At 57.6% G+C, this 21,396-nt stretch carries 17 protein-coding genes; 9 read left to right on the plus strand and 8 right to left on the minus strand.

The window, feature by feature from the left end; genetic code table 11:
- Window positions 1-341 precede the first annotated feature (341 nt).
- The 4 genes from carA (at window position 342) to kefC (ending at window position 7,457) form a co-directional block, all read left to right on the plus strand.
- Window positions 342-1,490, plus strand: coding sequence for a glutamine-hydrolyzing carbamoyl-phosphate synthase small subunit (gene carA / locus JK621_RS02235; RefSeq protein ID WP_212558468.1), 1,149 nt, complete (start codon window positions 342-344; stop codon window positions 1,488-1,490).
- A 156-nt stretch (window positions 1,491-1,646) separates the two neighbouring features.
- Complete coding sequence (carB, locus tag JK621_RS02240) at window positions 1,647-4,871, plus strand: carbamoyl-phosphate synthase large subunit (RefSeq protein ID WP_212558469.1); 3,225 nt, start codon at window positions 1,647-1,649, stop codon at window positions 4,869-4,871.
- A gap of 182 nt (window positions 4,872-5,053) precedes the next feature.
- Window positions 5,054-5,611, plus strand: a complete 558-nt coding sequence (gene kefF, locus JK621_RS02245; RefSeq protein WP_212558470.1) for a glutathione-regulated potassium-efflux system oxidoreductase KefF — start codon at window positions 5,054-5,056, stop codon at window positions 5,609-5,611.
- Window positions 5,604-7,457, plus strand: a complete 1,854-nt coding sequence (gene kefC, locus JK621_RS02250) for a glutathione-regulated potassium-efflux system protein KefC (RefSeq protein ID WP_212558471.1) — start codon at window positions 5,604-5,606, stop codon at window positions 7,455-7,457. The genes kefF and kefC overlap by 8 nt, the downstream gene beginning before the upstream one ends.
- Window positions 7,458-7,598: 141 nt before the next feature.
- Here the strand turns inward: kefC and JK621_RS02255 are convergent, their stop codons facing one another.
- On the minus strand, window positions 7,599-8,213 hold the full coding sequence (locus JK621_RS02255) for a LysE family translocator (protein WP_212558472.1): 615 nt from the start codon (window positions 8,211-8,213) through the stop codon (window positions 7,599-7,601).
- Between the two features lie 129 nt (window positions 8,214-8,342).
- On the opposite strand from JK621_RS02255, the gene JK621_RS02260 reads away from it, so the two are divergent.
- The 4 genes from JK621_RS02260 to JK621_RS02275 all read left to right on the plus strand — a co-directional run bounded on the left by JK621_RS02260 (window position 8,343) and on the right by JK621_RS02275 (window position 12,298).
- On the plus strand, window positions 8,343-9,143 hold the full coding sequence (locus JK621_RS02260; RefSeq protein ID WP_212558473.1) for a threonine/serine ThrE exporter family protein: 801 nt from the start codon (window positions 8,343-8,345) through the stop codon (window positions 9,141-9,143).
- Window positions 9,140-9,604, plus strand: a complete 465-nt coding sequence (locus JK621_RS02265; RefSeq protein ID WP_212558474.1) for a threonine/serine exporter — start codon at window positions 9,140-9,142, stop codon at window positions 9,602-9,604. The genes JK621_RS02260 and JK621_RS02265 overlap by 4 nt, the downstream gene beginning before the upstream one ends.
- Before the next feature lie 142 nt (window positions 9,605-9,746).
- Window positions 9,747-10,229, plus strand: coding sequence for a type 3 dihydrofolate reductase (folA, locus tag JK621_RS02270; RefSeq protein WP_004950065.1), 483 nt, complete (start codon window positions 9,747-9,749; stop codon window positions 10,227-10,229).
- 179 nt (window positions 10,230-10,408) lie between these two features.
- Window positions 10,409-12,298, plus strand: coding sequence for a PhoX family protein (locus tag JK621_RS02275; RefSeq protein ID WP_212558475.1), 1,890 nt, complete (start codon window positions 10,409-10,411; stop codon window positions 12,296-12,298).
- Between the two features lie 48 nt (window positions 12,299-12,346).
- On the opposite strand, the gene apaH is transcribed toward JK621_RS02275, so the two are convergent.
- From apaH to lptD, 6 genes are all read right to left on the minus strand, one after another.
- A complete protein-coding gene (gene apaH, locus JK621_RS02280) occupies window positions 12,347-13,198 on the minus strand; it encodes a bis(5'-nucleosyl)-tetraphosphatase (symmetrical) ApaH (RefSeq protein ID WP_212558476.1) in 852 nt (283 codons plus the stop codon).
- Between the two features lie 2 nt (window positions 13,199-13,200).
- Window positions 13,201-13,578 (minus strand): Co2+/Mg2+ efflux protein ApaG, encoded by a 378-nt coding sequence (apaG, locus tag JK621_RS02285; RefSeq protein ID WP_212558477.1) that lies wholly within the window; start codon window positions 13,576-13,578, stop codon window positions 13,201-13,203.
- 12 nt (window positions 13,579-13,590) lie between these two features.
- Window positions 13,591-14,409 carry a 16S rRNA (adenine(1518)-N(6)/adenine(1519)-N(6))-dimethyltransferase RsmA gene (gene rsmA / locus JK621_RS02290; RefSeq protein ID WP_212558478.1) on the minus strand — a complete coding sequence of 273 codons (819 nt, stop codon included), beginning with the start codon at window positions 14,407-14,409 and terminating at the stop codon, window positions 13,591-13,593.
- Window positions 14,402-15,394 (minus strand): 4-hydroxythreonine-4-phosphate dehydrogenase PdxA, encoded by a 993-nt coding sequence (pdxA, locus tag JK621_RS02295; protein ID WP_212558479.1) that lies wholly within the window; start codon window positions 15,392-15,394, stop codon window positions 14,402-14,404. Before pdxA ends, rsmA begins: the two co-directional genes overlap by 8 nt.
- Window positions 15,381-16,679, minus strand: coding sequence for a peptidylprolyl isomerase SurA (surA, locus tag JK621_RS02300; protein WP_212558480.1), 1,299 nt, complete (start codon window positions 16,677-16,679; stop codon window positions 15,381-15,383). The genes pdxA and surA overlap by 14 nt, the downstream gene beginning before the upstream one ends.
- A gap of 191 nt (window positions 16,680-16,870) precedes the next feature.
- Entirely contained in the window at window positions 16,871-19,234 is a 2,364-nt protein-coding gene (gene lptD, locus JK621_RS02305; RefSeq protein ID WP_212558481.1) for an LPS assembly protein LptD, read from the minus strand.
- Between the two features lie 228 nt (window positions 19,235-19,462).
- Between lptD and djlA the strand changes: the two genes are divergently transcribed.
- The gene (gene djlA, locus JK621_RS02310) at window positions 19,463-20,269 is read left to right on the plus strand and encodes a co-chaperone DjlA (protein WP_212558482.1); all 807 of its coding nucleotides are present in this window, start codon (window positions 19,463-19,465) and stop codon (window positions 20,267-20,269) included.
- Window positions 20,270-20,719: 450 nt separating this feature from the next.
- Here the strand turns inward: djlA and rluA are convergent, their stop codons facing one another.
- On the minus strand, window positions 20,720-21,370 hold the full coding sequence (rluA, locus tag JK621_RS02315) for a bifunctional tRNA pseudouridine(32) synthase/23S rRNA pseudouridine(746) synthase RluA (RefSeq protein ID WP_212558483.1): 651 nt from the start codon (window positions 21,368-21,370) through the stop codon (window positions 20,720-20,722).
- Window positions 21,371-21,396 lie beyond the last annotated feature (26 nt).

The following is a 21,396-nucleotide window of genomic DNA, read 5'->3' on the forward strand; positions in this document are numbered from 1 at the left end:
TTTTTTATAGTTTACTTGTGTTTTGTGGCGAGTAATTTCCCTGAAAGATACTTTTTAACCGATAACAGACCTTTGGAAAGGTGTTTTTTTGTCATTCTTCCTCGCAACCGTTTACCCACCCGAGTTTAGCTGTGTTTTTATGGCTGCTGACCCTATTAAACGTCGAGAAGTGCAAAAATAAGAGAAAAAATGGCGCTTTGGCTAGACAAGTGGAGCACTCATCATTAAAATGCGCCCAATTTGCCAAAAATTGGCCTTGATGGCGGTTTTTGCATTGATTTAGATCGCGATATCTGAATTAATATGCAGATATTGTGATTGATTATTCCTCGGAGGGTGTTTTGATTAAGTCAGCGCTATTGGTTCTGGAAGACGGAACCCAATTCCACGGTCGGGCCATCGGGGCAGAGGGTACGGCAGTGGGGGAAGTGGTCTTCAATACGTCGATGACCGGCTATCAAGAAATCCTCACTGATCCTTCCTACTCTCGCCAGATCGTTACTCTTACTTATCCTCATATCGGCAATGTCGGCACCAATGCTTCCGACGAAGAATCCTCCGCGGTACACGCCCAAGGCCTTGTCATTCGTGATCTCCCTTTGATTGCCAGCAACTACCGCAGCGAAGAAGGCCTGTCAGAATACCTGAAGCGTCATAACATCGTGGCGATTGCCGATATCGATACCCGCAAGCTGACCCGCCTGCTGCGCGAGAAAGGCGCACAGAACGGCTGCATCATCGCCGCCGATTCACCGGACGCCGCGCTGGCGCTGGCCAAGGCGCAGGGTTTCCCGGGTTTGAAAGGGATGGATCTGGCGAAAGAAGTGACCACCAAAGAAGCCTACAGCTGGCAGCAGGGTAGCTGGACGCTTGAAGGCGACCTGCCGGAAACCAAGCCGGCCTCCGAGCTGCCGTTCCACGTGGTGGCTTACGACTACGGCGCCAAGCGCAACATCTTGCGCATGTTGGTGGATCGCGGCTGCCGCCTGACGGTAGTGCCGGCGCAGACCCCGGCAGATGAAGTATTGAAGATGAATCCGGACGGCATTTTCCTGTCCAACGGCCCGGGCGACCCGGAGCCTTGCGATTACGCCATCACCGCCATCAAACAGTTCCTGGAAACCGACATTCCGGTGTTCGGCATCTGCCTCGGCCACCAGCTGCTGGCGCTGGCCAGCGGTGCGAAAACCGTGAAGATGAAGCTGGGTCACCACGGCGGTAACCATCCGGTGAAAGATCTGGATAACGACTGCGTGATGATCACCGCACAGAACCACGGTTTTGCGGTGGACGAAAATAACCTGCCGGCCGAACTGCGCGTCACGCACAAATCGCTGTTTGACCACACGGTGCAGGGCATTCACCGCACCGATAAAGCGGCGTTCAGCTTCCAGGGCCACCCGGAAGCCAGCCCGGGCCCGCACGACGCTGCGCCGCTGTTCGACCACTTTATCGAACTGATCGAGACTTACCGTTCTAACGCCAAATAATCAAGAACATGTTTAGTCTCGTCGCGAGCGAAGGTCAGGCAAGGAAAAAATAGGCGAAAAAGCAGCGTTTACACTCAGTAAATGAGCATTTTGAGCCGGTTTTGACGAAGCATCACCGAGAGCAGCAGAGAGTAAACGGGTTCGAGGAGCGAAAAAATGCCAAAACGTACTGATATAAAAAGCATCCTGATCCTCGGCGCTGGCCCGATCGTTATCGGCCAGGCGTGTGAGTTCGACTACTCGGGTGCCCAGGCTTGTAAAGCGCTGCGTGAAGAGGGTTACCGCGTCATTCTGGTCAACTCCAACCCGGCCACCATCATGACCGACCCGGAAATGGCCGATGCGACCTACATCGAGCCGATCCACTGGGAAGTGGTGCGCAAGATCATCGAAAAAGAGCGCCCGGATGCGGTCTTGCCGACCATGGGCGGCCAGACCGCGCTGAACTGTGCGCTGGAGCTGGAACGTCAGGGCGTGCTGGCCGAGTTCGGCGTGACCATGATTGGCGCCACGGCCGACGCTATCGATAAAGCCGAAGACCGCCGCCGTTTCGACGTGGCGATGAAGAAAATCGGCCTGGATACCGCGCGTTCCGGCATCGCGCATAATATGGAAGAAGCGCTGGCGGTTGCCGCTGACGTTGGCTTCCCGTGCATCATCCGCCCTTCCTTTACCATGGGCGGCACCGGTGGCGGCATCGCTTACAACCGCGAAGAGTTCGAAGAGATCTGCGAGCGCGGCCTGGATCTGTCGCCGACCAAAGAGCTGTTGATCGACGAATCGCTGATCGGCTGGAAAGAGTACGAGATGGAGGTGGTGCGCGATAAGAACGATAACTGCATCATCGTCTGCTCTATCGAAAACTTCGATGCCATGGGCATCCATACCGGTGACTCCATCACCGTGGCGCCGGCGCAAACGCTGACCGACAAAGAATACCAAATCATGCGTAACGCCTCGATGGCGGTGCTGCGTGAAATCGGCGTGGAAACCGGCGGTTCCAACGTGCAGTTCTCGGTCAACCCGAAAAACGGTCGCCTGATCGTCATCGAAATGAACCCGCGCGTGTCCCGTTCTTCGGCGCTGGCGTCAAAAGCCACCGGCTTCCCGATTGCCAAAATCGCCGCCAAGCTGGCGGTGGGTTACACCCTCGACGAACTGATGAACGACATCACCGGCGGCCGCACTCCGGCGTCGTTTGAGCCGTCCATCGACTACGTGGTCACCAAAATTCCTCGCTTTAACTTCGAGAAATTTGCCGGCGCTAACGACCGCCTGACCACTCAAATGAAATCCGTCGGCGAAGTGATGGCGATTGGCCGTACTCAGCAAGAGTCGCTGCAGAAAGCGCTGCGTGGTCTGGAAGTGGGCGCCACCGGCTTCGACCCGAAAGTGAGCCTGGACGATCCGGAAGCGCTGACCAAAATCCGTCGCGAACTGAAAGATGCCGGTTGCGACCGTATCTGGTACATCGCGGACGCGTTCCGTGCCGGTATGTCGGTAGACGGCGTGTTTAACCTGACCAACGTTGACCGCTGGTTCCTGGTGCAGATTGAAGAGCTGGTGCGTCTGGAAGAGCAGGTTGCCGAATCCGGCATCAACGGCCTGAGCCACGAGTTCCTGCGTACCCTGAAGCGTAAAGGCTTCGCCGATGCGCGCCTGGCTACGCTGGCCGGCGTAGCAGAGAGCGAAATCCGCAAGCTGCGCCACGGTTATGGCCTGCACCCGGTTTACAAGCGTGTGGATACCTGCGCGGCGGAATTCGCCACCGACACCGCTTACATGTACTCCACGTATGAAGAAGAGTGCGAGTCCAACCCGACCAACGACCGTCCGAAAGTGATGGTGCTGGGCGGCGGTCCTAACCGTATCGGCCAGGGCATCGAGTTCGACTACTGCTGCGTGCACGCCTCGCTGGCGCTGCGCGAAGACGGTTACGAAACCATTATGGTCAACTGTAACCCGGAGACCGTCTCCACCGACTACGACACCTCTGACCGCCTGTATTTCGAGCCGGTGACGCTGGAAGACGTGCTGGAAATCGTGCGCATCGAGAAGCCGAAAGGCGTGATCGTGCAGTACGGCGGCCAGACTCCGCTGAAGCTGGCGCGTGAGCTGGAAGCCGCTGGCGTGCCGATTATCGGCACCAGCCCGGATGCGATTGACCGTGCCGAAGACCGTGAGCGTTTCCAGCAGGCGGTACATCGTCTGGGCCTGAAACAGCCGGCCAACGCCACCGTTGCCACCATCGAACAGGCGGTAGAGAAAGCGTCCGGCATCGGTTACCCGCTGGTGGTGCGTCCTTCCTACGTGCTGGGCGGCCGTGCGATGGAGATCGTCTACGACGAAATCGACCTGCGCCGTTACTTCCAGAACGCCGTCAGCGTATCCAACGACGCACCGGTGCTGCTGGACCGCTTCCTGGATGACGCGGTAGAAGTGGATGTCGATGCCATTTGCGACGGTGAGCGCGTGCTGATTGGCGGCATCATGGAGCATATCGAACAGGCGGGCGTGCACTCCGGTGACTCCGCCTGCTCACTGCCGGCCTACACCCTGAGCAAAGACATTCAGGACGTGATGCGCCAACAGGTTGAGAAACTGGCGTTCGAACTGCAGGTGCGCGGTCTGATGAACGTACAGTTCGCGGTGAAGAACAACGAAGTCTACCTGATTGAAGTCAACCCGCGTGCCGCACGTACCGTGCCGTTCGTTTCCAAAGCCACCGGCGTGCCGCTGGCCAAGGTAGCCGCACGGGTCATGGCGGGCAAGACGCTGGCCGAGCAGGGCGTGACGGAAGAAGTTATCCCGCCTTACTATTCAGTGAAAGAAGTGGTGCTGCCGTTCAACAAGTTCCCTGGCGTCGACCCGATTCTGGGGCCGGAAATGCGTTCTACCGGGGAAGTGATGGGCGTGGGCCGCACCTTCGCGGAGGCCTTCTCCAAGGCGATGCTCGGCAGCCAGTCAGGCATGAAGAAACAAGGCCGTGCGCTGCTGTCGGTGCGTGAAGGCGATAAGGCCCGCGTGGTGGATCTGGCGGCAAGCCTGCTGAAACAGGGCTTCGAGCTGGACGCGACCCACGGCACTGCGGTGGTGTTGGGCGAGGCGGGCATTAACCCGCGCCTGGTCAACAAGGTGCATGAAGGCCGTCCGCACATTCAAGACCGTATCAAGAATGGCGAGTACACCTATATCGTAAACACCACGGCGGGTCGTCAGGCGATTGAAGATTCCAAGCTGATTCGCCGCAGCGCGCTGCAGTACAAGGTGCATTACGACACCACCCTGAACGGCGGCTTTGCCACCGCGATGGCGCTGAAAGCGGATCCGACCGAGCAGGTTACCTCGGTGCAGGAGCTGCACGCTCGTATCACCAAGTAATTCAGTGATGCCGTAATGCCTGAGGGCGCTGCACATGCAGCGCCCTTATTTTTTTATCTTGTTCAGCAAATTTGTTGCCTTGAATTAGAAATTTCCGCTATCAATCATTCACCAAACTGTCACTCTGTGTGATTGGTATATGCTTGAAGCATTGGCAAGGAATGAAGGAACGACAACCCCCCATGATTCTGATTATTTACGCTCACCCGTATCCCCGGCATTCGCATGCCAATCACCGTCTGCTGCAGGCGGTAAAAGACATTCCTGACGTGGAAGTACGCTCGCTCTATGAGCTGTATCCTGACTTCAACATCGATATCAACGCCGAGCAGAGTGCGCTGGCGCGCGCCGACATGGTGGTGTTTCAACATCCCATGCAGTGGTACAGCCTGCCGCCGCTGCTGAAACTGTGGATCGACAAGGTGCTGGAGCACGGCTGGGCCTATGGCCATGACGGCGATGCGTTGGTGGGCAAAGATTGTCTGTGGGCGGTGACCAGCGGCGGGGACGAGCATCATTTCGAACTGGGCGATTACCCAAATTTTGCCGCGCTGGGGCAGCCGCTGCAGGCGACCGCACTCTACTGCGGCATGAACTGGCAACCCTACTTTGCCGTGCATAATACCTTTACCTGCAACGAACCGGCGCTGATTGCCGCCGGCGAGGCCTACCGCCAGCGTTTGGTAGAGTATCTGATGGAACACAGTGAGCCTGCGGATCAGGGAGTCGGCCATGGATAATCACAACATGATGATTGAGGGGCTGATCTATCTCGGATCGGCCGCGCTGTTCGTGCCGATTGCGGTGCGTCTCGGGCTGGGCTCGGTGCTCGGCTACCTGATCGCCGGCTGCATTATCGGCCCCTGGGGGCTGAAGCTGGTTTCCGACGCAGAGTCTATTCTGACCTTCGCCGAGATTGGCGTGGTGCTGATGCTGTTTATCATCGGGCTGGAGCTGGATCCTAAAAGGTTGTGGACGCTGCGCGCCTCGGTGTTTGGCGGTGGCAGTATCCAGATGGTGGGGTGTGGGCTGGCGCTGAGCGCGTTTTGTTATTTCCTCGGGCTGGACTGGAAGGTGGCGCTGCTGATTGGCCTGACGCTGGCGCTGTCTTCGACCGCCATCGCCATGCAGGCGATGAGCGAGCGTAACCTGACGCCGGCGCCGATTGGCCGCAGCTCGTTCGCGGCGCTGTTGTTCCAGGATATCGCGGCGATCCCGCTGGTGGCGATGATCCCTCTGTTGGCCAGCAGCGGCGCCACCACCACCCTGGGCGCGTTCGCGCTGTCGGCGGCGAAGGTGGTGGGCGCGCTGGCGATCGTGGTGCTGCTCGGCCGCTATGTCACCCGCCCGTTGCTGCACTTTGTCGCCCGGTCCGGCATGCGTGAAGTGTTCAGCGCCGTGGCGCTGTTCCTGGTATTCGGTTTTGGCATCCTGCTGGAAATGGCCGGGCTGTCGATGGCGATGGGCGCGTTCCTTGCCGGGGTGCTGCTGGCGAGTTCGGAATATCGTCATGCGCTGGAAAGCGACATTCAACCCTTCAAGGGCTTATTGCTGGGGCTGTTCTTTATCGGTGTCGGCATGTCGATCGACTTCGGTACTCTGTTCCACCATCCGTTGCTGATCGCTTCGCTGTTATTGGGTTTCATGTTGATCAAGGCGGCGTTGCTGTGGCTGATTGGGCCGTGGCTGGGCGTGCCGAAACGCCAGCGCGGCATGTTTGCCATTTTGCTGGGGCAGGGCAGTGAGTTTGCCTTCGTGATCTTCGGCGCCGCGCAGCTGGCCGGCGTGTTGCCGGCGGACTGGGCTAAATCGCTGACGCTGGCGGTCGCTCTGTCGATGGCGGCGACGCCGCTGTTACTGGTGGTGGCCGCAAGGCTGGAGAAAAATGCGCCGAAGGACGAACGTCCGGCGGATGTGATTGATGAAGAAAACGCCAGCGTGATCATCGCCGGTTTCGGCCGTTTCGGCCAGATTGCCGGCCGTTTGCTGTTGGCCAACGGCGTCCACACCGTGGTATTGGATCACGATCCTGACCACATAGAAACGCTGCGAAAATTCGGCACCAAAGTGTTTTACGGCGACGCCACCCGCGCCGATCTGCTGGAGGCGGCGGGCGCGGCACATGCCAAGGTGCTGATTAACGCCATCGACGACGTGGAAGCCAACCTGCAACTGACCGAATTGGCCAAGCGACACTTCCCGCACCTGAAAATCGTGGCGCGCGCGCGCGATGTCGATCACTGGTATCAACTGCGGCAGTTAGGGGTGGAAAGCCCGGAACGCGAAACCTTCGAAAGTTCGCTGCGCATTGGCCGAGAGGCGCTGGAGCTGCTGGGGTTGGACGCCTACGAGGCGCGGGAGAAAGCGGATACTTTCCGGCGTTACAACCTGCAGATGCTGGAAGCGATGATGGAAAATTACGAGGATACGGAATTCCGTATTGCCACCTTGCAACGGGCGAAAGAAATGCTCAGCAATGCCATTCAGCAGGATCAAAACCGGTTGGCTCAGGTACCGCAAACCGGCTGGCGCGGCAGTATCGACGGCAAGGCACCGGAAGACGAGGTGGTGGAAGCCAAGGGATAATCACAATGATATTGTTTACCCAAAATACGTGGTGCTGCGGCTAGGCGGCAAGTACGTGAATCCCCGGGAGCTTGGTGAGCCAAGTGACCGGGGTAAATGTACGCCGCCAACAACGCGGCAGCGACAGGTATGAAGGGTAAATTAGCTTAGCGCGACCTTGATGCCCAGCGCGATCAACATGCCGCCCAGCAGCTTGTCGACCACCTTCTGCGTTTTTTCCAACCCGCGACGCACCGGTCCGCTCTGGAACAAGAACACCAATACTGGCCACCAGACGGCGGACAGGCCCAGGATAATCCCCGCATACCACAGTTTTTCGCCCAGCCCGGAGTCGATCTGCAGCACCTGCGTGAAGACCGCCAGGAAGAACAACGTGGCTTTGGGGTTGAGCAGATTGCACAGATAACCCTGCACAAAAGCGCTTTTCAGGCTCACTTGCTGCTGCGGCAGGTTACCGACGTTCATCTTGCCGCCCCCACGCGACAGCAGCGCCTGAATGCCCACCCAGATCAGGTAGACCGCGCCGGCATATTTCAGCACGTTGAACAGCCACGGCGTAGTGGTGATCACCACCGCCAACCCGGCAACGCAGTAAGACATGTGGGTCGCGACGCCACAGATCACCCCGAAGGCGGTCATCATGGCAGCGGGCCGCGGATAGCGAGCGGCATTCTTGATCACCAGGAAAAAGTCCGGGCCGGGCGACAGCATGCCCAGGGCGGCAATGCCGGCGACGAACAGCGAAGTTTCAAGCATGGTTTGAGTCTCTGCACAAAAGGCGTAATTGCACCGATAATAACGCCGCTTCTCCTGATTAGCATCAACCCATTGGGATCCCGTTAGGCAATATGATGAACTTTTATTCAGGGCGCACCATGGGACACTATGAATCAAACCACAACGATAGAAATGCCGGAGCCGCACCGGCAACAACGTGAAATCACTCGCCTGTGCATTCAATGCGCTTTGCTGTTGTTGCAGCACGGCGCCGAAAGCATGGTGGTGGAACAGTTATCGACCCGGCTGGGCATAGCGCTGGGCATGGACAGCGTGGAAAGCTCCATTTCGGCCAATGCGGTGGTGTTGACCACCATCAGTCATGGCGAATGCCTGACCACCACGCGCAAAAATATCGATCGCGGCATCAATATGCAGATGGTGACCGAGGTGCAGCATATCGTCATTCTGGCGGAGCATCGGTTGGCGGATGCGCACGATGTCGCCAGGCGCTTTGCGAAAATTCGCCCACTGCGCTATCCGCGCTGGCTGGTGGTACTGATGGTGGCGCTGTCGTGCGGCTGTTTCAGCATGCTGAACGGCGGCGACAACAAGGCGTTTGCCGTGACCTTTATCGCCAGCGGCCTGGCGATGTGGGTGCGCCAGATGCTCACAGCCCGCCATATGAATCCACTGATAAACTTTTGTCTCACGGCGTTTGTCGCCACCTCGGTTTCCGGCTTGTTATTGCGGTTACCGACGTTCAGCGAAACCTCCACCGTGGCGATGGCCGCCAGCGTGCTGTTGTTGGTGCCGGGATTCCCGTTGATTAACGCGGTGGCGGATATGTTCAAAGGCCACGTCAATACCGGATTGGCGCGTTGGGCGATGGCCAGCCTGCTGACGCTGGCTACCTGTATCGGCGTGGTGATGGCGATGTCGCTGTGGGATTTGCGGGGGTGGTCATGAGTCTGTTGTGGGCTTTGCTGCAAGAGATGCTGCTGGCGGCGGTGCCGGCGCTGGGTTTCGCTATGCTGTTCAACGTGCCGCTGCGCGCGCTGCGCTACTGCGCTCTGCTCGGCGCGGCAGGCCGGGGCTCGCGCATGCTGATGATCCATGCGGGCATGAACATCGAATGGGCGTCTTTTCTGGCGGCGATTTTAATCGGCATGATCGGTATTTACTGGTCGCGTTGGTTGTTGGCGCACCCGAAAGTGTTTACCGTGGCGGCGGTGATCCCGATGTTCCCGGGCATCTCCGCTTATACCGCGATGATCACCGTGGTGGAGATTTCGCACCTGGGTTACAGCGAGGCGCTGATGGCTACCATGATGACCCATTTTCTCAAGGCGTGTTTTATCGTTGGCGCGTTATCGATAGGGCTGTCATTGCCGGGGTTGTGGCTGTATAGAAAACGTCCTGGGGTATAAAATCCGAGGGTCGTAAACGCGGGTTATTAGATATGCTGATAAGAGCTATCTTATATATTCATCTTGCTTGATTAGCCTATCGACGGCAGATAGGCCTTTACGTATAGTGTGAGCAATTTTGCTGCCTACACAGGGTTTAACAATGATTATCAGCCTGATCGCTGCCTTGGCGGCGGATCGCGTTATTGGCATGGAAAACGCCATGCCGTGGCACCTGCCGGCGGACTTAGCGTGGTTTAAACGTAACACGCTGAATAAACCGGTTATTATGGGCCGTAAAACGTTCGAGTCCATTGGTCGTCCGCTGCCGGGCCGCCATAACATCGTTTTAAGCAGCCGTCCCGGCAGTGAAACCGGGGTGACCTGGGCCACGTCTCTGGACGAAGCGCTGGCTGCGGCCGGTGATGTCGAAGAAGTGATGGTCATGGGCGGTGGGCATATCTACACCCAGTTCCTGGCCCGTGCTGACCGCATGTATCTGACGCATATCGACGCCGAAGTCGGCGGCGACACCCATTTCCCGGACTATGAGCCGGACGAGTGGGAAACTTCGTTCAGCGAATTCCATGACGCTGACGAACTGAACTCTCACAGCTACTGCTTTGAGATTTTAGAGCGCCGTTGATTTTCGGGCGTTAGTCACCTCCTCCCAAAGGGCACAAGAGATTGTGCCCTTTGTCGTTTTCGCACCCTTTGGTCGTAACATTTCCGTCACACTTCCTGATTAGTATGAAGCTCAACTTCGAGCGCCCGGCAACTCTGGTGAATCTTGATCGCGGCGCCATTAAAAAAGGAAATGAGACCATGACGAGCAAAATTGAGCAATTAGACGCCGACCGCCTGACCGATCCCACCCGTCGTAAACTGCTGCTCGGCAGCGCGGGCGCCGTGGGCCTGGCGGGTTTCCTTGGCGGCGGCATCTGGACGGTTTCCGCCGAGGCGCTGGCCGAGGATTTGCCACCGAACAAACTGCTGGGCTTTAAAGGCATTGCGGCCTCCACTGCGGATGAGGTGGTGATCGCGCCGGGGTATCGCGCCGAGGTGCTGATCTCCTGGGGGGAGCCGTTGGTGGAGGGCGCCGCCGCGTTTGACCCCCAGGGCAACAACAGCGCTGCCGATCAGGAAAAACAGTTTGGCGACAACAATGACGGCATGAGCTTCTTCCCGATTGATGACAATCACGGCGTGATGGCCATCAACAACGAATACGTTAACGAGCAATATCTGTTCGCCCACGGCGGCAGCAAGGCCACCAGCCTGGAGGACGTACGTAAATCCCAGGCGGCGCACGGCGTTTCCATCGTGGCGGTGAAGCGCGCCGGGGATAGCCAACGCTGGGAGGTGGAGCGCCCTTCGCGCTATAACCGCCGTATCACCGCCAACACCGAGATGCAGTTCAGCGGCCCGGCCGCCGGTCATCCGCTGCTGCAAACCGCGGCCGATCCCAGCGGACGCAAGGTGCTGGGCACTTTCGGCAACTGCGCCAACGGCAAAACTCCCTGGGGCACCTATCTGACCTGCGAAGAGAATTTCGATACCTATTTCGGTACCCACCAGGCCGATTACAAGACCACGGCGGAACAGAAGCGCTATACGCTGAAGGTCAGCGAACCCGAGCGCAACTGGCCGGACTATGACGAGCGTTTTGACGTGGCGAAGAACCCGAACGAATTCAACCGCCACGGTTGGATCGTCGAAATCGACCCGATGAACCCCACGTCAACGCCAATCAAACACACTGCGCTGGGCCGCTTCAAGCATGAAAATGCCGCAGTGACCGTTGCCAAAGACGGGCGTCTGGTGGTGTACATGGGCGACGACGAGCGTGGCGAGCATATCTATAAGTATGTCTCCAGGGGCCTGGTCGATATCGCCAATCCGGCCAATAACCGCAGCCTGCTCGATGAAGGCACACTGTATGTGGCGCAGTTTGACGGTGACGCTGCCGGTACGCCGCTGAAGGGGACGGGGCGCTGGATTGCGCTGGAGTTCGGCAAAAACGGCCTGACGCCGGAAAACGGCTTCCGCGATGAGGCGGAGGTGTTGATCTTCGCGCGCAAGGCCGCGGCGCAGGTGGGGGCGACCAAAATGGATCGCCCTGAATGGATCGCCGTGAACCCTCATGACGGGCGCGCTTATTGCACGCTGACCAATAACAGCAAGCGTGGCGAGGAAGGGATGCCGCTGAACGCCGCCAATCCGCGACCGAACAACGTTTACGGCCAGATTATCCGCTGGGATGAGGGCGGCGACGCCACCGCCACCTCTTTTACCTGGGATATTTATGCGCTGTGCGGCAACCCGATCGCGCACCCGGAAGGGGTCAATCGCGGTTCGCCGAATATCACTGCGGATAACACCTTCAACAGCCCGGACGGGCTGGGTTTTGATAAGACGGGGCGCCTGTGGATCCTCACCGACGGCAAGTACAGCAACAAGGGCGATTATGCCGGGCAGGGAAATAACCAAATGCTGGTGGGGGACCCGCTGAGCGGTGAAATCCGCCGCTTTATGGTTGGGCCGAAATCGTGCGAGCTGACCGGCATCACCTTCACGCCGGATTACAAGACGATGTTCGTCAACGTGCAGCACCCAGGGGAAGAAGGCGATTCTCATTTCCCGAACAACAGCCCGCGTCCGCGTTCGTCAGTATTGATGATTACGCGTGAGGATGGCGGGGTGATTGGCGCTTAAGCTTAAAAGCAGAAAAGGCCGGGGCAGCGTCGAACTGCCCCGGTTTTATTATGACGCTGCCAGCGTATTCGCGCCGTCGAGTATGTCGCGGCGGTTCGAAGGTTGAGTGAAGTACTGCTGGTCTTCCCAGCGCAACATGGTCAGATCGCCTCCCCAACAACAGCCGGTATCGAGGCCCACGATGCCCTCTGGCGTGCCTTTACCTTCCAGCGATGCCCAATGACCAAAAATAATGGTGTATTCAGGATCCACTAAACGCGGCAATTCAAACCAGGGTTTCAGCGGCGCAGGGGCAGTGCCCGGCGCATCTTTACAGATCATGTCGAGCTGGCCGTTCGGGAAACAGTAACGCATGCGCGTCAGCGCATTGGTGCTGAAACGCAGGCGCGCCAACCCACTCAGTTCCGGGATCCAATTGTTCGGCATATCGCCGTACATGGCATCCAGGAACAACGGATAGCTGTCGCTGCTCAGTACCGCTTCTACTTCGCGGGCGCACACCTGGGCGGTTTCGATGTCCCACTGTGGCGTGATGCCGGCATGCGCCATCACCAGTTTAAGCTCTTCATCCACCTGCAGCACCGGTTGGCGGCGCAGCCAGTTGATCAGCTCATCGGCGTCCGGGGCTTCCAGCAGTGGGGTGATGCGGTCTTTGGGTTTGTTGCGGCTAATGCCGGCATAGACGGCCAGCAAATGCAGATCGTGGTTGCCCAACACCATGCGCACTGCAGGGCCGAGCGAACGCACGTAGCGCAATACGTCCAGAGAACCGGGGCCACGGGCGACCAGATCGCCGGTCAGCCACAGCCGATCGTTTTGCGGATCGAAGGCAGCCTGAGCCAATAGCGACTGCAGTTCATCAAAACAGCCATGAACGTCGCCGATAAGATATGTCGACATAGTTAGTGAATCAGCGTTGGGATAGCTAAGCGGAACACGGGAATAGCGGTGCGGAACGGTTGACCCTGATGATCAACCATTTCGTAATGGCCTTCCATGGTGCCCAGCGGCGTTTCAAGGATCGCGCCGCTGGTATATTGGAATTCGCCGCCGGGCTGGATGAGCGGCTGTTCGCCGACCACGCCTTCGCCCTGAACTTCGGTTTGGCGGCCATTGGCGTTGGTGATTAGCCAATAACGACCCAGCAGCTGCACGTTGAAACGCCCCAGGTTGCGGATGGTGATGGTATAAGCGAAGACGTAACGTTCTTCTTCAGGTATCGACTGTGATTCCACGTAGATACTTTGTACCTGAATACATACACGGGGCGAATCAATCATAACCACTACTCCTTATTGCTGCGGCGCGGGGTTGGCTGAAAGCCAGTTAGCCAGCTTACAGTATTGCGCCACAGAAATATTCTCTGCTCTTAACGCCGGATCGACACCCAATTCCGTCAACTGCTCTGGGGTGAACAGATCGCCCAGGCTGTTGCGAACGGTTTTCCGGCGTTGGTTGAATGCCTGAGTTGCAATGCGGCTCAGCATACGCACGTCGCCCACCGGGTTCGGGTTCACCTGGTGCGGCACCAGACGTACCACGGCGGAGTCCACTTTCGGCGCCGGCGTGAACGAGGTTGGTGGCACTTCCAGCACCGGGATCACGTTGCAGTAGTACTGCGCCATCACGGTCAAACGCCCGTAGGCTTTGCTGTTCGGGCCGGCAACCAGGCGGTTGACTACCTCTTTTTGCAACATAAAGTGCATGTCGCGAATGGCCTGAGTATAGCTGAAAAGGTGGAACATCAGCGGCGTCGAAATGTTATACGGCAGGTTGCCAAACACGCGCAGCGGTTGGCCGGCCTGCTCGGCCATTTCGGCGAAATTCACCGTCATGGCATCTTGCTGGTGAATGGTCAGTTTGTCTTTCAGCTGCGGGTGGTTTGCCAGGCGGGCCGCCAGATCGCGGTCCAGCTCAATCACCGTCATGCGGTCCATGCGTGCGCCGACCGGCTCGGTCAGTGCGCCCAGGCCGGGGCCGATCTCAACCACCGCTTCGCCCGGCTGCGGGTGAATGGCGGAGACGATGCTATCGATGACAAACTGATCGGTTAAAAAGTTTTGTCCAAAGCGTTTGCGGGCAAAGTGCCCTTGGTGGACTCTGTTATTCATTACAATTAATTATCATTTTAATGGCGAGATTCAAGGCCGTTTTGAAACTGCCCGCATCGGCGGTGCCGGTGCCGGCCAGTTCCAGAGCGGTACCGTGGTCGACCGAGGTACGAATAAAAGGCAAACCGAGGGTGATATTTACCGCCCGGCCGAACCCTTGGTATTTTAGCACCGGCAGACCCTGATCGTGATACATCGCCAGCACCGCATCGGCATGTTGCAGATACTTGGGCTGGAACAGGGTGTCCGCCGGCAGCGGGCCGATAAGAACGATGCCTTCCTCGCGCAACGCATCGAGCGCCGGGATGATGGTATCGATCTCTTCGCGCCCCATATGGCCGCCTTCCCCCGCGTGCGGGTTCAATCCGCAGACATAAATCTGCGGCTGGGCGATGCCAAATTTGGTTTTCAAATCGTGGTCGAGGATGCGAATGACTTCGAACAGGCTTTGACGAGTGATGGCGCCAGGCACCGCCAACAACGGCAGGTGAGTGGTCGCCAGCGCCACGCGCAGTTCTTCGGTTGCCAGCATCATCACTACGCGATCGCAACCGCTGCGATCGGCAAAGAATTCGGTATGGCCGATAAAGGGCACGCCGGCGTCGTTGATCACGCCTTTGTTCACCGGGCCGGTGATCAGCGCGGCGAACTCACCGTTCAGGCAACCGTCGCAGGCGCGTGCCAGGGTTTCCACCACGTAGGCGCTGTTGCCCACGTTCAGCTCGCCCGCCACCACCGCATGAGCGGTAGCGACCGGCAGCACCGTCAGGGTCCCTGCGCGCTGCGGCTGGGCGGGTTGGCCCGCCTGATAGTCGCGAAGCTGCAACGGCAGGTTCAACTGCCGGGCGCGCTCAAGCAACAAGGCCGGATCCGCGCACACCACCAGCTCAACAGGCCAATCCTGTTGCGCCAGCGCTGCCACTAAATCCGGCCCAACCCCGGCGGGTTCGCCGGGGGTGATGACTATGCGATTATTGTTGTGCATTACCGTCAAGGATCTTCACGTAAGCCTGAGCACGTTGTTCCTGCATCCAGGTCTGCGCTTCTTCAGCAAACTTGCGGTTGAACAGCATGCGGTAAGCGCGATCTTTCTGCGCAGCGTCGGTTTTGTCCACCTGACGCGTATCCAGCAACTGAATCAGGTGCCAGCCGAAGGACGAGTGAACCGGTTGGCTGACTTCGCCTTTGCTCAGTTTCATCAACGCATCGCGGAAGGCCGGATCGTAAATGTCCGGAGAAGCCCAGCCCAGATCGCCGCCCTGCAGTGCAGAACCCGGATCCTGAGAAAGCTGTTTGGCTTCGTCGGCAAACTTGGCGGTGCCGCTCTTGATCGCTTCGGCTACCGCCAGCAATTTGGCGCGCGCCTGATCGTCGGTCAGTACCACGGAAGGCTTCAGCAGGATATGGCGTGCATGAACCTCGGTCACGGATACGGACTGGTTGGCACCGCGGATATCATTCACTTTCAGAATGTGGAAACCGACGCCGGAGCGGATTGGGCCGACCACGTCGCCTTTTTTGGCGTTAACCAGTCTTTCGGCAAACAGGGTAGGGATTTCCTGCAGCTTGCCCCAGCCCATGTTGCCGCCTTTCAGCGCCTGGGAGTCGGCAGAATAGGAGATCGCCAGCTTGCCGAAATCGGCGCCGCCGTTGATTTCACCCATCAGCTTTTTGGCCATGGCTTCCGCTTCGTCAACCTGCTGCTGCGACGGGTTTTCCGGCAGCGGGATCAGGATGTGGCTGATGTTCATCTCGGTATCGCTGCCGTTCTGGGCGCCAACCTGTTTTGCCAGCGCGTCCACTTCCTGAGGCAGAATAGTGACGCGACGGCGCACTTCGTTGTTGCGCACTTCAGAAATCAGCATTTCCTTGCGGATCTGGGAACGATAGGTGTTGTAGTTCAACCCTTCGTACGCCAGGCGGCTGCGCATCTGATCGATGCTCATTTTGTTCTGTGCGGCGATATTGCCGATGGCTTTGTCCAGATCGGCATCGGAAACGGCGATCCCCATTTTCTTGGCCATCTGCAGCTGGATGTTATCCATGATCAGACGTTCGAGGATCTGGTGACGCAGCGTATTGTCATCCGGCAATTGCTGGCCGGCCTGTTGTGCGTTGAGCTTCACCGATTGCAACAGACTGCTGACGTCGCTCTCCAGCACTACGCCGTTATCCACGACGGCGGCGACTTTATCCACTTCTTGGGGTGCTGCGAACGCGGTATTGGCGCAAACCACCAATCCGAGAATAAGCGTTCTCCAGTTCTTCATACATTTCCCATTCTGTAATCCGCAAATGCGGGTGAAAGTTCTCGTTTTCAAAAGTGCTATACCCTATAGCTTTCAAGTTGCGGCCAGGCGCCCAACTTGCTCATCTCCAGGCGCTTACTCAAGTAAGTAACCGGGGTGAGCAAGTGCAGGTAACAACGCTGCAGCTTGAAAGATGACGGGTATACAAAGCATCAAAATGCACGCTGATAAGGCAGAATGCCGGAACGCAGCATTTCCGCGGAGCCCAGGCTATGATCGCTGCTCAGGCCACGCAGTTCGATATTGAATGAAACTTTGTTGTCATAAACGCTGCTTTGGTTGCTGTTGTTCCAGTCGGTGATCTTGCGCTCATAGCCCAGAGTCACTGCCCAGCAGCAGGTGTTGTACTTCAGACCGAGCAATTGATCGGCGGACTGTTGCGCGCGGGTGTCGTAGTAATAAGCGCCTACGATTGACCAGCGATCGACAATCGGCCAACTGCCGGTTACGCCCACCTGAGAGATCCCGTCCTGATAGGCTGGAACCTGCGCGGTGTTCAGCGCCGTCTGGATATATTCCGGCGTGGCGTAGCGGTAGTTCAACTGCAGAACGCGTTCTGCATCCTTACGGTATTCCAGCACGCCGTTACCCAATGAGATGCTGGCAAGACGCGTATCGTACTGCATCCCGCCACGCAGGCCCCAATGGTCATCAATCTTCCAATAAGTATCGCCAGCCCATGCCAGGCTGCCGGTATCGTCATTGTTATCGTAACCGCTTGTCTGGTCACCGGTGCGTGAACGGCTGAAGTAGTAGATTTGACCTACGGATGCGTTAAAACGTTCAACCAGCGCATCATCATAAATTCGCGTGGTTAAACCGGTGGAAACACGGTTCTGCGAAGCGATGCGATCCAGGCCGCTGTATGTGCGGTCGCGGAACAGGCCGGAGTAGTCGGTTTGCAGCAGGGTGGTGTCGTAGGTATAGATGTTGCTCTGGTCGCGGTACGGCACGTACAGGTACTGCACGCGTGGCTCCAGGGTTTGGGTATAACCCTCCGACCAGTTCATGTTGCGGTCGAACACCATTTTGCCGTCGACCTTGAACTGCGGCAACACGCGGTTGACCGAATCCTCTAGGCCTGGCGCATCGTTGCCGGTACGGCTCTTGTAGTTGTTGGCGAAACCGTCGGGAATATCCTGCTGATAATGGGTGGCCAGCAGTTTGGTTTCGGTGTTCAGACTGGCCCAGCCGTTGGTCAACGGCAGGCTGAGCGTTGGCTCCAGGTGCAAACGGGTGGCGTCCGGGCTGTACGGGTTGACGCTGGTGAACTTGGCCGCCTGGCCGTAAATACGCAAATCGAATGGACCGAGATCGTTTTTGTAGTAATTCAGGTCCAACTGCGGTTGCACTTTATAGGATTCTGAATTGGCGCGATCGGTGTCGTCGTAGACCTGGAATTGCTTGGAGCTTAAGGTGGCATCCCAGTTGTCGATGGCGTAGCCAACGCTAAATTTCTGCGTTGCGTAGCCGTCGGTGGTCGAACCGTATTTCGAGTCCAGATCGGTAAAGTATTTGGAGTCGCTGACCTTGGTGTAGTCAACGTTGAAACGCCACACCTGATCCATGACGCCGTTGTGCCTCCAGAAGAACAACCAACGTGTGCTGTCGTCAGGGTTGTCCTTGCTGTATTCCTTGTCGTCCGGCAGCCAGTCGAACTCCATCAGGCCCAGGCCGGGTTGCACCAGATAGCGGAATTCGTTCTGCCACTGCAGGCCACGTTTGGACATATAGTGCGGCGTAATAGTGGCGTCGAAGTTTGGCGCGATGTTCCAGTAATACGGCAACATGAACTCAAAGCCATTGTTGCTGCCGTATTTTGCATTCGGGATCAGGAAGCCTGACCGGCGTTTATCGCCGACCGGCAATTGCAGGTACGGGCTGTAAAACACCGGTACGCCACCGATTTTGAAGCGGGCGTTCCAGACTTCAGCGACCTGCTCTTCGCGGTCGTGGATCACTTCGGAACCGACGACGCTCCAGCTGTTATCACCAGGCAAACAAGAGGTAAAGGTGCCGTTTTCCAGAATGGTGTAACGGTTGGCGCCGCGCATCTTCATCTTGTCGGCGTCGCCGCGCCCCTGACGGCCTACCATTTGGTAGTCGCCTTCATAGACGTCGGTATCTTTATTGTTCAGGTTTGACCAGGCTTTCGGGCCTTTCAGCTTGATCTGATTGTCGCTGTAGTGCACATCACCGGTTGCCGTCACGGTACGAACCGGCTCGGTCTGCCCCGGATTTTGCGTCTGGTTCAGCTCCACTTGCTTGGCAGTCAGCGTGCTGTTGCCTTGCTCGATATTCACGTTGCCGGTGAACAGGGCGCTTTTCGGATAGTCTGCTTTGGAGTCATCCGCATGGATGGTGACCGGCAGGCTGTTCGGATCGCCGCTGACCAGCGGTTTGTCATAAACAGGAACGCCAAGCATGCATTGCTCGGCCAGATCAGCCAGCGCATGCTGACTGTAGAGTGCCGTCCAAATCATTGTGGCCAGCAGTGTTGGGAAACTTTTTTTCATACGCGGTTTTGGTGTTCCGTCATCAGAGGCGTCATGTCCGGCAAACGGTCAGAGACTATATCACTCATCTGCGTTGCGCTAGTGTTAAATCCTGCCGTTTACTTGCGTCGTCGTTAGGCGCAAACATAAATGACAGGTATGATAATCCAAATCCTGGGAAAAATCGCCTTAACCCTTATCTAAGACACAAGGGAGCCGGCGGCTTTCGGCATGATAATTGAGGAGTATATGCAGTATTGGGGAAAACTGCTCGGGGTCATCGTTGCCATTTGGGCTGGCGCGGGATTCTGGGGTGTAGTTTTGGGGCTGATTGTCGGTCATATGATCGACACTGCGCGCAGCAATAAGCGCAGCCGGGGTTTTTTCGCCGATCAGCAAACGCGGCAAACGCTGTTTTTCCGCACCACTTTTCAGGTGATGGGTCACCTGACCAAATCAAAAGGGCGCGTTACCGAGGCGGATATTCAGATCGCCAGCCTGTTTATGGATCGTCTGCAACTGCACGGTGAAGCCCGTACGGCGGCGCAGCAGGCGTTTCGCGAAGGCAAACAGAGCCAGTTCCCGCTGAGAGAGACGCTGCAGCAGTTCCGCAGCATCTGTTTCGGCCGTTTTGACCTGATTCGGATGTTTCTGGAAATTCAAATCCAGGCGGCGTTTGCCGACGGCTCGCTGCATCCGAACGAACGTCAGGTGCTGTATGTGATCGCTGAAGAACTGGGCATTTCACGTGCGCAGTTCGATCAGTTCCTCAGCATGATGGAAGGCGGGCGTCAGTTTGGCGGCGGTCAGCAAGGCGGCTATCAGCAAGCGCAGCGCGGGCCAACGCTGGAAGATGCCTGCAAAGTGCTGGGCGTCAGCAGCAGTGACGACGCCACCACCATCAAGCGCGCCTACCGCAAACTGATGAGCGAACACCATCCGGACAAACTGGTGGCGAAAGGCTTGCCGCCGCAAATGATGGAAATGGCCAAGCAGAAAGCGCAGGAGATTCAGGCGGCATACGATCTGATCAAACGCGAGAAAGGCTTCAAATAACGATACCCGTCATACTTGACGCTGCCTCTTTGTTGGCCGCGCCTGCTCACCCCGGTCACATAGTTGCCTATGCTCCCGGGGATTTTCAGGCTTGCCGCCTCGATGCAACGCCAATTATTTAGGGTATAGATCAGTCATACTTGACGCTGCCTCTTTGTTGGCCGCGCCTGCTCACCCCGGTCACATAGTTGCCTATGCTCCCGGGGATTTTCAGGCTTGCCGCCTCGATGCAACGCCAATTATTTAGGGTATAGATCAGTCATACTTGACGCTGCCTCTTTGTTGGCTGCGCCTGCTCACCCCGGTCACATAGTTGCCTATGCTCCCGGGGATTTTCAGGCTTGCCGCCTTGATGCAGCTTCAATTATTTAGGGGATATCGGCGTCATACTTCGCGCCGCAGGTGTGTTGGCTGCCTGCAACTCGAATTATTTAGGGTATCCCTGGGCTATCAGAAATCCGGCTCGGCGCGGAAATGCATCGGCGTCTGGAATGCCGGATGGGTGATGCGCAGTTCCTGCGCATGCAGCTGCAATCGCGGCGCCATCGCCTTGGCCTCGGGATGCGCGTAGAACCCGTCGCCGAGGATCGGGTGGCCCAGCGCCAGCATGTGCACTCGCAACTGATGAGAGCGGCCGGTGATCGGCGTCAGTTTTACCCGTGTGCTGCCATCGGCATCGCGCGATAGCACCAGATACTCGGTTTGCGCCGCTTTGCCGGTTTCGAAACACACCTTCTGCAGCGGCCGGTTCGGCCAGTCGCAAATCAGCGGTAAATCCACCAGCCCTTCATCGTGCTCCAGATGGCCCCACACGCGGGCGATATAGGATTTCTTCGGCTCGCGCTCGCGGAACTGACGCTTGAGCTCACGCTCCGCGGCCTTGTTCAGCGCCACCACAATCACCCCGCTGGTTGCCATATCCAGGCGATGCACCGATTCGGCGGCCGGAAAATCGGCCTGAATGCGCGTCATCAGGCTGTCTTTGTTTTCCGGCGCGCGGCCGGGCACCGACAGCAGGCCGCTCGCCTTGTTGACCACGATAATGTGCTCATCCTGATACAGGATATGCATCGGGTCCTGAGGGGGATTGTAGGGTTCCATCTTGGCTCCGCCGAAAGTGACTGTAC

Origin of the sequence: Serratia plymuthica, from assembly GCF_018336935.1 — a bacterium.
Taxonomy (GTDB): Bacteria; Pseudomonadota; Gammaproteobacteria; order Enterobacterales; family Enterobacteriaceae; genus Serratia; species Serratia plymuthica_B.